Source organism: uncultured Aquabacterium sp., assembly GCF_913773725.1.
Classification (GTDB): Bacteria; Pseudomonadota; Gammaproteobacteria; order Burkholderiales; family Burkholderiaceae_C; genus Aquabacterium.
In genome coordinates this window covers 1-14,354 of sequence record NZ_CAJYGK010000001.1, presented here as the reverse complement: position 1 = coordinate 14,354, position 14,354 = coordinate 1, and the positions used below count along the sequence as shown (strand labels likewise).

Here is a 14,354-nt window from a genome sequence, read left to right as displayed (position 1 = left end):
AACGTAGGGCGTGCCCGCTACCGCATCGCGCGTGAAGATCACCAACTGCGGCCCGATGATGGCGCCCGCGAGACCGCCCACCATGACCCAGGAAATGGCCTTGGCCTTAAGCGCGTCCTCGGCGGTGTCGGCGGCTGCGAAGCGGTAGCTCTGCACATACGCGCCGTAGAAGCCCGCCAGGAAGGTGCCGGCGCAGAAGATCCAGAACGAGGCCAGCATGATGCCCAACGCGGCGATCAGGCCCGAGGCCACGCCGAAGCCGACCCCCACCACGTATCCGTTGCGGCGGCCATGGCGCCGCATGATGAAGGCGGCAGGCAAGGTGCCGATGGCAAGACCCAGGCCGAACAGACTCACGGGCAAGGTGATCCAGGCCGAATTCTTGGCAAGCTGCTGGCCGACCAGCCCACCCAGCGACATCACGATGGGCGCGCTGGCGCCGCCGAGCGCCTGCGCGGCGGTGAGAACGCCGATGTTTCGGCGCGTGATGCTCTGGTCGGTCATGGGCGTCTTTCTTATTCGTTTGTCTGGCCGGAAATATTACACGCATGAATATATATTCAGTTATATGGACATGCGATGCTCACGAACCATCGCGAGCCGGTCCATCCTCGGAAGCCCCGGCGGAAGCAGCACCGTGCAGGGCCAATGCGAGCAGGTGCTCTTTCACCTGGATCAGTTGCTCCATGCGTTCCTCAACACAGGCGAGATGGCCTTGGACAGCCTGCCTTAGCAGCTCAGGTTCCAGGACCCCCTCATGTGCCCAACCCAGTAGGCGGCGCACGTCATCCAGGCCGATTCCCGAGGCACGGTAGTTGCGAATCAGGTGAAGCCGTTCGACATGGGCCGGGCCATAGCGCCGATAGTTGTTGCGTGACCGCTCCGGGGCTTGCAACAGGCCCTCCCGCTCGTAGAACCGAATGTTCTCCGGGGGGGTGCCCGTCAAGCGCGCAAGTTCACCGATCCTCATCCGGTTCTCCGTGCGCAACGATGGGGAACGCCGCCGTTGCGCATAGCCCTTATCCCGGCGACCGGGCGGATGGTTGCCCGGTGGCGCCCGATTGCACCGTGTGCTCAGTCCAGCCGCCACCCAGCGCCTTGTAGAGGTGGATGAGGTTGTTCAGCCGCGTCAGGCGCGTGCGCACCAGGGTCTGCTGCGCACCGTACTGTGTGCGTTGCGCATCGAGCAAGGTGAGGTTGTCGTCCACGCCTTCCTGGAAGCGTTGCTCGGCTAGTTGGTAGGCTTTCTGGCTAGCCGCTACCAGGAGCTGCTCCGAGCGGATCTGCTCATCAAGCGTGCGCTTGCCCGCCAAGCCGTCAGCCACCTCAGCAAAGGCCGCCTGGATAGACTTCTCGTAGTTGGCGATTTCGATCCTCTTTTGTACCTGTGCCACGTCCAGATTGGCTCGCAACGCGCCGCCGCGGAAGATGGGCAGCGTGATCTGCGGCAGGAAGCTCCAGGCCCGCGAGCCCGAATCGAACAGGCCGTCCAGCGAAGCGCTGGCCGTGCCCGCCGAGCCCGTGAGGCTAATCGTCGGGAAGAACGCGGCCCGCGCCGCGCCGATGTTGGCGTTGGCGCCGATCAGCATCTGCTCGGCGGCGCGGATGTCCGGCCGACGCGCGAGCAGTTCGGACGGCAGGCCGCTCGGCAGGTCGGTCGGCACGATGTCGTCCGGCAGCGCCACGGCCTCGTCAAGCTGCCGGGACAGCTCCGGCGTCAGCGGCTGGCCCAGCAGCAGCACCAGCGCGTTGCGGTCCTTGGCCGCCTGCCGCGTGTAGGCGGCGCGGTTGGCCTCGGCGGTGCGCAGCGCGATCTCCGCGCGGCGCAGGTCGAGCTGCGTGGAATTTCCCGCTTCCACCAGTTGGGTGGTCAGGTCATAGGAGCGCTTCTGTGTGGCGAGGGTGTCGCTCGTCAGGCGCAGCAGTTCCTGGTCGGCGCGCAGCGTGAGGTAGGCGCTGGCCACCTCGGACACCAGGCTCATCTGCGTGGCGATGCGGGTCTCGTCGAGGGCCAGGTAGGACGCCAGCGCCCGGTCGTTGAGGCTGCGGATGCGGCCCCACAGGTCCAGCTCCCAGGCGGCCGTCACCCCGGCCACGTCGTAGCGCCGGAGCACGTCGCTTTGCCCCGTGGTACTGAGGTCGGCCGGTACGCGCTCTGACGCGCCGCGGGCGGAAACGCCCAGGTTCGGCAGCATCTCGGCACGCTGGATACGGTACAGCGCCTGAGCCGCCTCCACGTTGAGCGCGGCTTTGTGCATGTCGCGGTTGTTCTCCAGCGAAATGCCGATCAACTGCTGCAGCAGCGGGTCGCGGAAGAAGTCCCGCCAACCGATCTCGGCCGTGATCGCGTCGTCGGGCGTCGCGGCCGCCAGTTCCACATAGGCCGCGCCCGAGGGATAGGCCGTGTCGATCGGCGCTGCGGGCCGGTCATACTTCGGTGCCATGGAGCAGCCAGCCAGCGCCGCCGCGAGGGCGAGCGGCGCCAGCGTCCTGGCGGGTCGTGTGAATGCGAAAGATGTTTTCATGTCGTATGTCCTCCTGGCCGTCATGCGTGCTGGTCGGTCATGCCGCCACGGGCATGGCGCGCTTCGCGGCGCAGCGCCAGCTTGCGCACCACAACGTAGAACACCGGCGTCAGCACCAGGCCGAATACCGTCACGCCCAGCATGCCGGCGAACACCGCGATGCCCATGGCGTGGCGCATCTCGGCGCCCGCACCGCTGGCCAGCACCAGCGGCACCACGCCAGCGATGAAGGCGAACGACGTCATCAAGATCGGGCGCAGCCGCAAGCGCGCGGCTTCGAGCACGGCTGCCAGCGGATCGGCCCCTTCGCTTTCCTTCGCGCGGGCGAACTCCACGATCAGGATCGCGTTCTTGGCAGCCAGGCCGACCAGCACCACGAAACCGATCTGCGTGAAGATGTTGTTGTCGCCCCCAGAGAGCCAGACGCCGGCGATCGCCGAGAGCAGCGCCATGGGTGCAATCAGCAGCACAGCGAACGGCAGCGACCAACTGTTGTACTGGGCCGCCAGGAACAGGAAGGCGAGCAGCACCGCCAGCGCGAAGATGTAGATCGCCGTGTTGCCAACCCGTTTTTCCTGGAAAGTCAGGTCCGTCCATTCGTAGGTCATACCGTCCGGCAGCGATTCGCTCACGATCTTCTCAATCGCGGCGGTGGCCTGGCCGGACGAGTAGCCCGGCGCTGGCCCGCCGCTGATGTCGGCCGAGGGAAAGCCGTTGTAATGCATCACCCGGTCGGGGCCGGAACTGCGCTCGATGGTCGCGATCGCGCTCAGCGGGATCATGTCGCCCGCTGCATTGCGCACCTTGAGCATGCCTATGTCCTCAGCCTGCATGCGGAACTGCGCATCGGCCTGGGCCATGACCCGGTAGGTGCGACCGAAGCGGTTGAAGTCGTTGACGTAGAGCGAGCCAAGGTTGACCTGCAGGGTGTCGAACACCTCGGTCAGCGATACGCCCTGCGACTTGGCCTTCACCCGGTCGATGTCCACCTGCAACTGCGGCGCATTGGTCTGGAAGCTGGCGAGCATGTTCGCCAGCTCGGGCGCCTGCATGGCCTTGCCCATGATCTGGCCCTGTGCCTGCGCAAGCGCCTCGGGACCCAGGCCCGCCCGGTCCTCGATCTGCAGCTTGAAGCCGCCCATCGAACCCAGGCCCGGCACCGGCGGCGGCGGGAAGATGCCAACGAAGCCGTCCGGGATCTGGCTGAACTTGCCCATGAGCTTGCCCTGGATGGCGAAGGCCGACAGCGACGGGTCCTTGCGCTCATCGAAGGGCTTGAGCATGGCGAACATCAGCGCGGTGTTCGGCTGGTTCACCGGTCCATTGACCGACAGGCCCGGGAAGGCCACCACGCTCTCGACGCCCGGCTCAGCCAGTGCGATCTTGGTCATCTCCTTGACGACCGCCTCGGTGCGATCCAGCGAGGCGCCGGTCGGAAGCTGGGCGATGCCCACGAGGTAGTACTTGTCCTGGGCCGGCACGAAGCCCGCAGGCACCTTGTGGAAGCCCAGCCAGGTCAGGCCCAGGAAGCCGACGTAGAGCAGCAGCACGATGGCGCTGCCGCGCACCGCGCGGCGCACGCCCCCGACGTAGGAATTCGAGGCACGATCGAAGAAGCGGTTGAAGCGGCGGAAGAAGCCGCCGAACACGCCGTCGATGATGCGCGTGAGACGATCGGGCTTGGCCGCGCCGTGGTGCGGCTTGAGCAGGATGGCGGCCAGCGCTGGCGACAGCGTAAGCGAGTTGATCGCCGACAGGATGGTCGAGAACGCGATGGTCAGCGCGAACTGGCGATAGAACTCGCCCTGCAGCCCCGACAGGAACGCCGAGGGGATGAAGACCGCTGCCAGCACCGAGGTGATGTCCAGGATCGGGCCAGTCACTTCATCCATCGCCTTGCGCGCCGCATCCTTGGGCGATTCGCCCAGCGCCATGTGGCGCTCCACGTTCTCCACCACCACGATGGCGTCATCCACCACGATGCCGATGGAGAGCACGAGGCCAAACAGCGACAGCGTGTTCAGCGAGAAGCCGAACATGTGCATCACCGCGAACGTGCCGACCAGCGAGACCGGCACGGCGATCAGTGGAATGATCGACGCGCGCCAAGATTGCAGGAACAGCACCACCACGATCACCACCAGGAGGATGGCCTCCAGCAGCGTGACGGCGACGGACTGGAGCGAGGCGCGCACGAAGACTGTGGGGTCGTAGGCGATCTTGTACTCGATGCCTTCGGGGAACTTGGCCTGCAGCCGCTCCATCGTCGCGCGCACCGCGCTGGACGTGTCCAGGGCATTGGAGCCGGGCGTCATCAGGATTTGCAGGCCGACCGCGTTCTCGCCGTCGAGCTGGCCGCGCATGGTGTAGTTGTCCGAGCCCAGTTCCAGGCGTGCGACGTCGCGCAGGCGGGTCACCTGGCCGTTGGCGCCGGCCTTGATCACGATGTCGCCGAACTGCTCTTCGGTGGTCAGGCGCCCCAGCGCATTGACGCTGACCTGGAAGGCGGCCGACGCATTCGGCTGCTGGCCGATCGAGCCGGCTGCGACCTGCACGTTCTGCTCGCGGATGGCGGCGACCACATCGCTGGCGGTCATGCCCCGCGATGCGACCTTCTCGGGGTCGAGCCAGACGCGCATTGCGTACTCGCCTTCACCGCCGATGATCACGTTGGCGATGCCCGGCAGGCGCGCCAGTTCGTCGCGCACGTTGAGCATCGCGTAGTTGGACACGTACAGCGGGTCGTAGCGGTCCCCCGGCGAGAGCATATGCACCACCATGAGAATATCGGGCGCGGTCTTGTCGGTGACCACGCCGATGCGCTGGACCTCGGACGGCAACCGGGGCAGCGCGCGTGAGACGCGGTTCTGCACCTGGATCTGCGCGACGTCGGGGTCGATGTGCTGCTCGAACGAGATGGTCAGCACCATCCGCCCGTCCGTGGACATCTGGGACTGCATGTACATCATGCCTTCCACGCCGTTGACCGCCTGCTCCAGCGGCGATGCCACGGTGTCGGCGATCACCTGCGGGTTGGCGCCGGGATAGCTGGCGGTGACCTGCACCGTCGGCGGCGTGACCTGGGGGTACTCGCTCAGGGGGAGCTGGAAATAGCTGATCGCGCCCGCGATCAGCATCAGCACCGACAGGACGATGGCGAAGATCGGCCGGTTGATGAAGAAGCGGGGGAAATTCATTTGCGGGCCTCCGCCGAGCCGGCCGCGCCGTCAGCCTTGGCGGGGTCCGCGCCACCGGCCTTGGCAGGCGCCGCAGCGGGAGCCGGAGCGTTTGCCGCAGCCTTGGTCGCGCCGGTCGCGCCGGCGGCCGGTGCCGCGGGCGCCTGCATGGGCACCATGCGCGGCGTGACCGCCATGCCGGGGCGCACGAGGCCCTTGATGATGATCTTCTCACCGGCCTGCAGGCCGCCGTTGATGACGCGCAGCCCGTCCACCACCGGCCCCAGTTCGATGGGCCGGTACTGGGCCTGGTTGTTCTCGCCCACGACCAGCACGTAGTTGCGCCCTTGGTCGGTGCCCACGGCCTGATCGTCGATCAGGACGGCCTCGCGCGCCGCGCCGGTGGACAGCTTGGCCCGGGCGAACATGCCGGGTGCCATGCGCCCATCCGGGTTGGGCACAACGGCGCGCGCGCGGATCGTGCCGGTGCTTCGGTCAATGGTGTTGCCCACGAAGTCGAGCGCGCCCCTGTGCGGGAAACCCTTGTCCGTGGTCAGCCCGACCTGCACGGGCAGCGAAGCCTTGCTACCGGCGCCCGCAGCGGGCCGCGAGCGGCTGACGACGTTGAGATAGGTGGCCTCATCAATGTCGAAGTACACGTGCAACGGGTCGATGGATACGATCGTGGTCAGCAGCGTGGCCGCGCCGGCGCCGCCACCGCTGACCAAGTTGCCCTCGGTCACGAGCACGCGGTCGACGCGCCCGGCGATGGGCGCAGTGACGCGGGCGTAGGACAGGTCCAGCTGAGCCGCAGCAACGGCGGCCTTAGCCGCCTGCACCTGAGCCTGGCGCGCGTTGCGTGCGGAGGCGGCATCGTCATAGGTCTTGCGCGCGACGGCGCCGGTCGCCACCAGGCGCTCGGCGCGGTCAAAGTCGGCCTGGGCCTGGCTGGCCAGCACCTCGGCCTGACGCAGTTGCGCCACGGCCGTGTCGAGCGCAACCTGGAACGGCCTCGGGTCGATCTGGAACAGCAGTTGGCCCTTGCGCACGAGGCTACCTTCGGGAACGCTCACCGCATCGACGGCGCCGCCGACCCGCGAGCGCAGCTCGACGGTCTTGGGCGCGGCCAGGAAGCCGGTGTACTCGGCCGATGGCGCGACCGTGCGGGTAATGACCTCGGCCACGGGCACCTGCGGCGCCATCGGCGCGCCCGCCGGGGGCGCCGCGGCCTTGCCCTCGTCCTTGGCGTCGCGGGCAGCGATCGCTATCCCCCCGACGGCTGCGATGACGCCTGCCACCACAATGATTCTGATTTTTTTACGCATGGAAGTGACCCTTTCTTGGATGCAGGACTCTGGCCCTTCCGAAGCGCTCTGCAGACATTTGTGTGGAGGCTAGGCGTTACAACGACGGCAAGGTCAAGCCCTCTTGTTGCCTCAGCGGGCAGACGGCACGGACAAGGTGGTGGGACGCCCGGCGTCGTCGCCGTGGTTGGCCTCAGGCGCGCCCTTGAAGCGCAGCAGGCGCAGTGCGTTCAGCGTGACCAGGGCCGTGGCGCCGGTGTCGGCCAGCACGGCAACCCACAAGCCGGTGATACCCAACACGGTGGTGACCAGGAACAAGCCCTTGAGGCCAATGGCGAATACGACGTTTTGGTGAATGTTGGCCATCGTCGCCCGCGACAGGGCCACCAGGTGGGCCACGTCCGTGACGCGGCTCTTGAGCAGCGCGGCATCGGCGGTTTCCAGCGCCACGTCCGTGCCGCCGCCCATGGCGATACCCACGTCGGCGGTCGCCAGGGCCGGCGCGTCGTTGATGCCGTCGCCGACCATCGCCACCTTGGCATCACGCTTCATCTCGTTGACCAAGCGCAGCTTGTCCTGCGGCAGCAGCTCGGCCTCCCACTCGATGCCCAGCTTGCCGGCGATCGCCTGCGCGGTGCGGCGGTTGTCGCCGGTCAGCATGACCGAGCGCACGCCCATGGCGTTGAGCTGGGCCACGCCTTCGCGCGCGTCGCGGCGGGGCTCGTCGCGCAGGGCCAGCAGGCCCAGAACGTTCTTGCTGGCTTCGTCGAACAGGACCACCACGGTCTTGCCGCCATCCTCCAGCTTGTCGATTTCCCTGCGGTGCGCGGCTGTCAGCGTGGCCGTCTGTTCCGCATGGGCGGGCGATCCGACAGCGAGCGCACTGCCGTTCACGGTGGCGCGCACCGCCTTGCCGGCAATGGCCGATGCGCCCGTGGCCTGGGGAATCGCCACGTCCAGGCTCTTGGCATGGGCGACAATGGCCTTCGCCAAGGGATGGTTTGAGCCGGACTCGACAGCGGCGGCAAGCGCAAGGACCTGTTGATGCTTGAACAGCCCGAAGGGCAGGACCTCGGTGATGCGCGGCTTGCCCTCGGTCAGCGTGCCAGTCTTGTCGAAGGCAATGGCGCGCACGCGGCCGATGGTTTCCAACGCGTTGCCACCCTTGATCAGCAGGCCCCGTCGCGTGGCCACCGCAAGGCCCGAGGCGATGGCCGCCGGTGTGGAGAGCACCAGCGCACATGGGCAGGCAATCAACAGCAGTGCGAGGCCGCGGTACAGCCAGGTACCCCAGTCGCCACCCATGGCAAGTGGCGGAACCACCACGATCAACGCCGCGATGGCCATGACGGCAGGGGTGTAGTAGCGGCTGAACTTTTCGATGAAGCGAGCCGTGGGCGCCTTGGAGGACTGCGCCTGCTCCACCAGTTGGATGATGCGAGAAATGGTGTTGTCCGATGCCGTCTTCTCGACTTGTACTTCGAGCACGCCATCGACGTTGATGGAGCCGGCGAACACGTCGGCACCGATAGCCTTTTGACGCGGTACGGACTCGCCGGTGATAGGCGACTCGTCCAGGCTGCTTTCACCGCGGAGGATCTTGCCGTCCGCAGGCACCCGGTCACCAGGGCGCACCAGCACGCGGTCGCTCACGCGCAGGGAAGCGGCGGGCACTTCGCGCTGCCCGCCCGCGGCATCGAGCAGTACCGCCGTCTTAGGCACCAGGGAGGCCAGCGCCTTGATGCCGGCGCGCGCGCGGCCGGCGGCCACGCTTTCCAGCAGCTCGCCGATCGCGAACAGGAACACCACGGCAGCAGCTTCCTCGGCCTCGCCTATCACGAGCGCGCCCAGCGAGGCGACGACCATCAGCGTTTCGATAGAGAACGGCGAGCCTGACACAGCCAGCGCGAAGGCTTTGCGAGCGAACGGCAGCACGCCCGCGATCACCGCAGCGGCGAAGATCCATTCAGCGTAGCCAGGAACGAACTGCGCGATCGCGTAGGCCGAGCCCATCAGGCCGCCCAGGCCCAGCACGTGCTTGCCTTTCTTCGTCTGCCACCAGCGCTGATGGCGCGCCGTCGATGCTGCTGCTGGGGCCGCGGGTGCTGAGCCAGCATGGCGGCGCACGTCGGAGACGCCGAAGCCCAGGCTCTTGATGGTCTTCTCGATGTGGCCGAGCTGCGTGGGGCCGCCAGACGCGAGCGTCAATTCCAGCGTTTCTGCGGTGAAGTTTATGCGGGCATCGGACACGCCATCCATGCGAGCGAGCGCCGTTTCGATCTTGCCGACGCAACTGGCGCAGTCCATGCCCTCGACGCGCATGGACACGTTGGGGGGCGTGCTGGGTGCTCCACGGAAGGCAGAGGCCGGCGCATGGTCATGCCCGCTGCAGGCCCCGTGATCGTGACCGTGGTCATGGGCATGGCCGTGAGCATGGCCATGCCCATGGTCATCACCGCACGCTTTGCCGTGCGAATGATCGTGCCCGTGGTCGTGGGCATGCCCATGGTCATGGTGGCCGCTGCAGCCGGCGTGGTCATGCGCGTGGGCCGCATGGCGCGGTGCAGGTGCTGCGGACATTTCGGACGCGGGCAGTGCCTGCACGTCGAAGCCCAGGGACCGGATTTTCTTGGCAATGTCGCGTGCAGTATTTCGGCTACTTGTGCTGCGCGTCAACGTCAGCGTCTCATTTGTAAAATTAACCTGTACATTTGATACGCCATCAATTCGACCAAGCGCTGTTTCAATCTTGCCGACGCAACTGGCGCAATCCATACCTTCGACCCGAAAGCCCAGTTGTTCGTCCTGCGCTCCTGTGCCGTCCAATGTTTCCAAAGACATATCAATCTCCTGGTTCTCTGAGTAATCGCCGTGGCAGGACGCACAAATCAGCGATCGGAATGTTATGCAAACAAATGAACACTTGTTTGTATGTTTATTCAAAAAAAAGAAAGAATCTCTTTCTGGCTGAACCATCCGACCGCTGCTTTATGCAGCTGCCATTAAGTCATTTTTTGTTGCGCAGCATCTGGTAGGTTTCAAATGCGGTGCGGTAGGCATCACTATAGGTATCAGGCGTCTGCTCACCAGCCCAGAATCCAGCCATTCCCGCAACCTGCCAATCTGCCAAATCACTCTTTACTTGAGCACGAGTCAATGCCACCGGAGCCTTGTAAGCCGCACCCAGCTTGAGCTGGAGATAGCTCTCGTAGGCTTGTTGGTAGGCTTGGGTGTGCGAAGCGGTGGTGATTCCGCGCGAGGGTGGTGATTCCGCGCGAGGTGAACGCGTGCATGCCGGAGATTTTCCACAGTTCCAAATCAGCCATCACTTCAGCACGAGTCTTTCCTGCTGAGGGCGCCTGATACATATCACCTTGGGTCAATTGCAAGTAGCGCTGAAAGGCAGCCTGGTATTGAGGGCTGAACGTATCCGGGCCGCTTTCGCCGCGAGACAACGCTTCCAGCCCAGATTGCCTCCAAGCAGCCAGATCCTCTTGGACCTGTTGCCGTGTCATATCTGCGGCGAACGGTTGAGCGTTTACTCCAGCAGCAAAAAGTGCGGAAAGCAGAACAGCAAAGCGAATTTTCTTGGACATGGTCAATACTCCTTGACGTTAAAAATAATGGCGTGGTCCTTACGCCTTTCGGATACCCCGTAGACAAATAATAACACACATGAAGATATGTTCAAGTGTTTATTTTTAGAGTGCTTTTTGCTTGGGGTCTTCTAGGCATTCAGCAAGGCGCGCCGGTGTCTCTCTAGATTGATAGCCAAAAAAAGCCTAGCCCTTGAAGGCGTAGGCCGGCGCGCACTCACATGTTCAGTCAATCGTCGTGTCTGTCCTCCGAAATGTGAACCGCCATGTCCTGGAGTACCTGGCTGACGTGCTGGTCGGCAATGCCGTAGAAGATGTGCTTGGCTTGGCGCTCGCCGCGCACGAGGCGCGCGCCGCGCAACAGGCGCAGGTGATGGCTGACCAAGGACTGCGACAGGTCTAGCGAGCCAGCAATGTCGCCCACTGCGACCGATCCGCGCATGCACTGCAACAGGATTTTCAATCGCGATTGGTCGCCCAGCAGGCGGAAGGTCTCTGCCAGAACAGCGACGTCACTTTGCGATAGTGCGAGGACATCAGTGGTCGTGCCGTGGTTAGAGGTCGAACATTGCACAATAGCGGCGCTGGTGGTTTTGCGGGATGTCATGGATTCAAACCCTCCAGTGAACTGCGAACCGTCTAGCACGGCCTCAATGCTTGTGACCGGGAGCGGAGTGGTCATGGTCATGATTGTGCTCACTGTGGTCGTGGCCGCTGTGGTCCTGACGGCCTGTCGTGGGTTGCAGGCTGCAGATGTTCTCGTCAGCCTCCGAGTTCCAGTCGATTCCGACTGTGGCGTGTTCGATGCTGAACTGCTCTCGCAGCACCGCCTCGACGCGCTTGACCACAGCTCGCGCCTCCTCGTCCACGTTGGGTCGAACGTGTAGCGTGGCCATCGTGCGACCGGAAGTGAGTTGCCACACGTGAACATGGCTGACAGCCGCCAGGCCGGGCACAGTGCTCATCAGGCCTTGTTCCACCTTTTCCGGCGAAGCGTCCTCTGGCGCACCCTCCAACAGGATATGGATCGACTTGGCCAGGAGCTTCCAGGCGCTGCGCAGAATCAACGCCGCTACTAGAACCGACAGGATGGGGTCGATCGGAGTCCAGCCGGTGAAGTAGATGACGATCGCTGCAACGATGGCGCCGACAGAGCCGAGCAGGTCACCCATCACGTGGAGGATGGCACCTTTCACATTGACGTGATCGGTTTCGCCGCGGGTCATGATCCACAGCACGAGGACGTTGATCAGTAAGCCGAGCACGGCGACGATCATCATCGGGCCGGCGAGGATGACGGGCGGCGCCTGCAGCCGCTCCCACGCCTCGTAGGCGATCCATGCGACGATCGCGAACAGGGTCACGGCGTTCAGGAAGCCGGCGATGACCTCGAAGCGCAGGTAACCGAATGTGCGTTTGCTGTCGGCTGCGCGGCGACCGAATCGGAAGGCAGCGTAAGCCAGGGCAAGTGCCACGGCGTCGGTCAGCATGTGGCCAGCATCGGCAAGTAGGGCTAGCGAGCCCGACAGCACGCCGCCGACAGCTTCCACGAGCATGAAGCCGAAGATCAGGAAGAAGGAAACCAGAACCTTGCGCTCGTTGGCGCTCGTCACTGTGGGGGTGTGGTCGTGATCATGGTCGTGACCATGGTCATGTGCATTGGATTGGGACATGGGCGCCTCTGCTGGTTGAGTGTTTGACTATGGCGAAATATAACACATGAATATGTGTTCATGTGATATATTTTCGCTCACCCTTCTCAGCCTCCGAAGCCATGCGTTGTGATGCCGCAACGAGAAAATGTGCCTATCCTTTCGGCCAGATACGGTGCAGGTCATCCAGAATCAGCTGGTGATGGTGCCTGCCTTGGTCTGCGTGTGTGCGTAAATGAGGGTGATCCGGCGGCAAGCTGGGGTGGTCATGCGCCACGTCAGAAGGGTCGCTGGCCGGCCACAGCCAGAGCGTCAGCGCCACGCCGGCCAAGCCGACCAGGGACATGACAATGAAGGTCGATGGCAAGCCCATGACCGCGCCGAAGCGGCCGGCAAGTGGGTAGCAGATGAGCCAACAGGCGTGCGACAGCGCGAAGTGTGCCGCGAAGATCGCAGGACGGTCCTCGGCATGGGCCGAGCGGCGCAGAAGACGGCCGGATGGCGTTTGCGCCACGCTGTAGCCAAAGCCGATGATCAACCACAGCGGCAGCAACAATGCATAGCTCGGCAGCAGTGCGCCGATCCCCGTGCCCACGACCAGTACGGTAGCGCCGGTGAGCATCGCGGTTCGGTCGGCCACCTTTTCCAGTAAGGATGGCAGAACGAAGGCTGCCACCATCGAACCGCCTCCGAATGCCGCCAGTGCCGACGCCACTTCGACCTCGCCTAGGCCAAAGCGCGCCTTCACGAGAACCACCGTGTTCACGATCACCATGGCGCCCGCCGCCGAGACGGCCAAGCTGATCGCCAGCAGGCCCCGCAGGCGTGGCGTAGCGAGATAGATGCGTGTGCCGCGGGTCGTGCGATCCCAAATGCCGCGGCGCGGTCCGGGAATAGTTGTGGGCAACCGCACGCTGACCACGAGCGCGGCTGAAACGAGGAAACCGAGCACTGTTCCCGCGAACAGGTTGTGAAAGCTGATGACGGTCAGCAGCGCAGCAGCCAGCATCGGGGAAATCAGGCTTTCCAGGTCATAGGCCAGCCGGGACAGCGACAGCGCCTTCGTGTAGTCCTCTTCATCGGGAAGGATGTCCGGGATAGTGGCTTGGAAAGTCGGCGTGAAGCCGGCGGATGCCGCTTGCAGGACAAAGATCAGCAGATAGATCTGCCAGACCTCGGTGACAAAGGGCAAACAGATCGCGACAACCGCTCGTACCAGGTCCAGCGCTACGAGCAATGACCGTCGCGGGAACTGGTCGGCGAAGGCCTGTGCGACTGGAGCGACTCCCACATAGGCCAGCATCTTGATAGCCAGCGCCGACCCGAGCACCGCACCTGCATCGGCCCCGGCCAGCTCGTAGGCAAGTAGGCCGAGCGCTACCGTCATCAGGCCTGTGCCGACGAGTGCGATCACCTGCGCGGTGAACAGGTGGCGGTAGGTGCGGTTCTTTAGGACGGAGAGCATCGAGAGACCTCAGAGCAGTCTGGTTAGCGCCTTCATTTCGGCTAGAACGGAGTCCTCATCATGAGATAGGCAGTGGTCGATGTGGTCATGGATCAGGACGCGCTTGGCCGCTGTGACGGCGCTCTCCACCGCAGCGAGCTGGCGAGCGATGTCCAGGCAGGTTTCTTCTCCTTCGATCATCCCGATGACGTGTCGCAGATGACCCTCGGCGCGCTTGAGCCGTTTCACGAGATCTGGGTGGCTGGTGTGCTTGTGCATCTCTTTCATGCAGCAATCATATCCCCCCCCGGGGGATATGCTCAAGGAGTCTGCATAGCTGTTTGCGCAGTGGATTAGCCCCACCTCGCCTCTCGATGTCTTGCGCCCGACGCCCTCTCTAAGGCGATTGGTGCTCAAAGGATGTAAGGTTTTCTTTCCCATTCATATGAATAGATATACAATTGTTCATATCTAAGCCAGTGAACAGTGGCTTTTCAACGACAAGCACTTGCTCGGAAAGAGAACACCCAGCCGGGGGTAAGTACTGATGCAACACCGATGGAGAATTGAATGCTTCGCAAAGACATACGCAAGGGATGGATATGGGCGGTATCCACGCTTTGGGCCGGCACCGTGCTAGGGAACCTCTGCATAAGT

At 64.1% G+C, this 14,354-nt stretch carries 12 protein-coding genes; all 12 read right to left on the bottom strand.

The annotated features are described in order from the left end of the window. Positions 1-504 (bottom strand): MFS transporter (locus QZ709_RS00060; protein WP_294635391.1); only part of this gene is annotated, 504 nt, incomplete at its 3' end. Between the two features lie 79 nt (positions 505-583). Next, positions 584-970 (bottom strand): MerR family transcriptional regulator, encoded by a 387-nt coding sequence (locus QZ709_RS00055; RefSeq protein ID WP_023110694.1) that lies wholly within the window; start codon positions 968-970, stop codon positions 584-586. 49 nt (positions 971-1,019) lie between these two features. Further along, positions 1,020-2,525: an efflux transporter outer membrane subunit gene (locus tag QZ709_RS00050; RefSeq protein ID WP_003821143.1), complete on the bottom strand. Its 1,506-nt coding sequence runs from the start codon at positions 2,523-2,525 to the stop codon at positions 1,020-1,022. Between the two features lie 20 nt (positions 2,526-2,545). Further along, a complete protein-coding gene (locus tag QZ709_RS00045) occupies positions 2,546-5,722 on the bottom strand; it encodes an efflux RND transporter permease subunit (protein ID WP_294635390.1) in 3,177 nt (1,058 codons plus the stop codon). Further along, positions 5,719-7,026: an efflux RND transporter periplasmic adaptor subunit gene (locus QZ709_RS00040; protein ID WP_003821145.1), complete on the bottom strand. Its 1,308-nt coding sequence runs from the start codon at positions 7,024-7,026 to the stop codon at positions 5,719-5,721. The genes QZ709_RS00045 and QZ709_RS00040 overlap by 4 nt, the downstream gene beginning before the upstream one ends. Before the next feature lie 111 nt (positions 7,027-7,137). Beyond that, positions 7,138-9,846 (bottom strand): heavy metal translocating P-type ATPase, encoded by a 2,709-nt coding sequence (locus tag QZ709_RS00035; protein ID WP_294635389.1) that lies wholly within the window; start codon positions 9,844-9,846, stop codon positions 7,138-7,140. 166 nt (positions 9,847-10,012) lie between these two features. Further along, positions 10,013-10,168, bottom strand: coding sequence for a hypothetical protein (locus QZ709_RS00030; RefSeq protein WP_239670315.1), 156 nt, complete (start codon positions 10,166-10,168; stop codon positions 10,013-10,015). Beyond that, positions 10,137-10,601 (bottom strand): DUF4148 domain-containing protein, encoded by a 465-nt coding sequence (locus QZ709_RS00025; RefSeq protein WP_294635388.1) that lies wholly within the window; start codon positions 10,599-10,601, stop codon positions 10,137-10,139. The genes QZ709_RS00030 and QZ709_RS00025 overlap by 32 nt, the downstream gene beginning before the upstream one ends. A gap of 229 nt (positions 10,602-10,830) precedes the next feature. Further along, on the bottom strand, positions 10,831-11,208 hold the full coding sequence (locus QZ709_RS00020) for a metalloregulator ArsR/SmtB family transcription factor (protein WP_003821152.1): 378 nt from the start codon (positions 11,206-11,208) through the stop codon (positions 10,831-10,833). A gap of 43 nt (positions 11,209-11,251) precedes the next feature. Further along, positions 11,252-12,274, bottom strand: a complete 1,023-nt coding sequence (locus QZ709_RS00015) for a cation diffusion facilitator family transporter (RefSeq protein ID WP_003821153.1) — start codon at positions 12,272-12,274, stop codon at positions 11,252-11,254. 133 nt (positions 12,275-12,407) lie between these two features. Further along, a complete protein-coding gene (locus QZ709_RS00010) occupies positions 12,408-13,718 on the bottom strand; it encodes an MFS transporter (protein WP_003821155.1) in 1,311 nt (436 codons plus the stop codon). 9 nt (positions 13,719-13,727) lie between these two features. Further along, positions 13,728-13,985 carry a metal-sensing transcriptional repressor gene (locus QZ709_RS00005; RefSeq protein WP_003821156.1) on the bottom strand — a complete coding sequence of 86 codons (258 nt, stop codon included), beginning with the start codon at positions 13,983-13,985 and terminating at the stop codon, positions 13,728-13,730. Between the last annotated feature and the right edge of the window lie 369 nt (positions 13,986-14,354).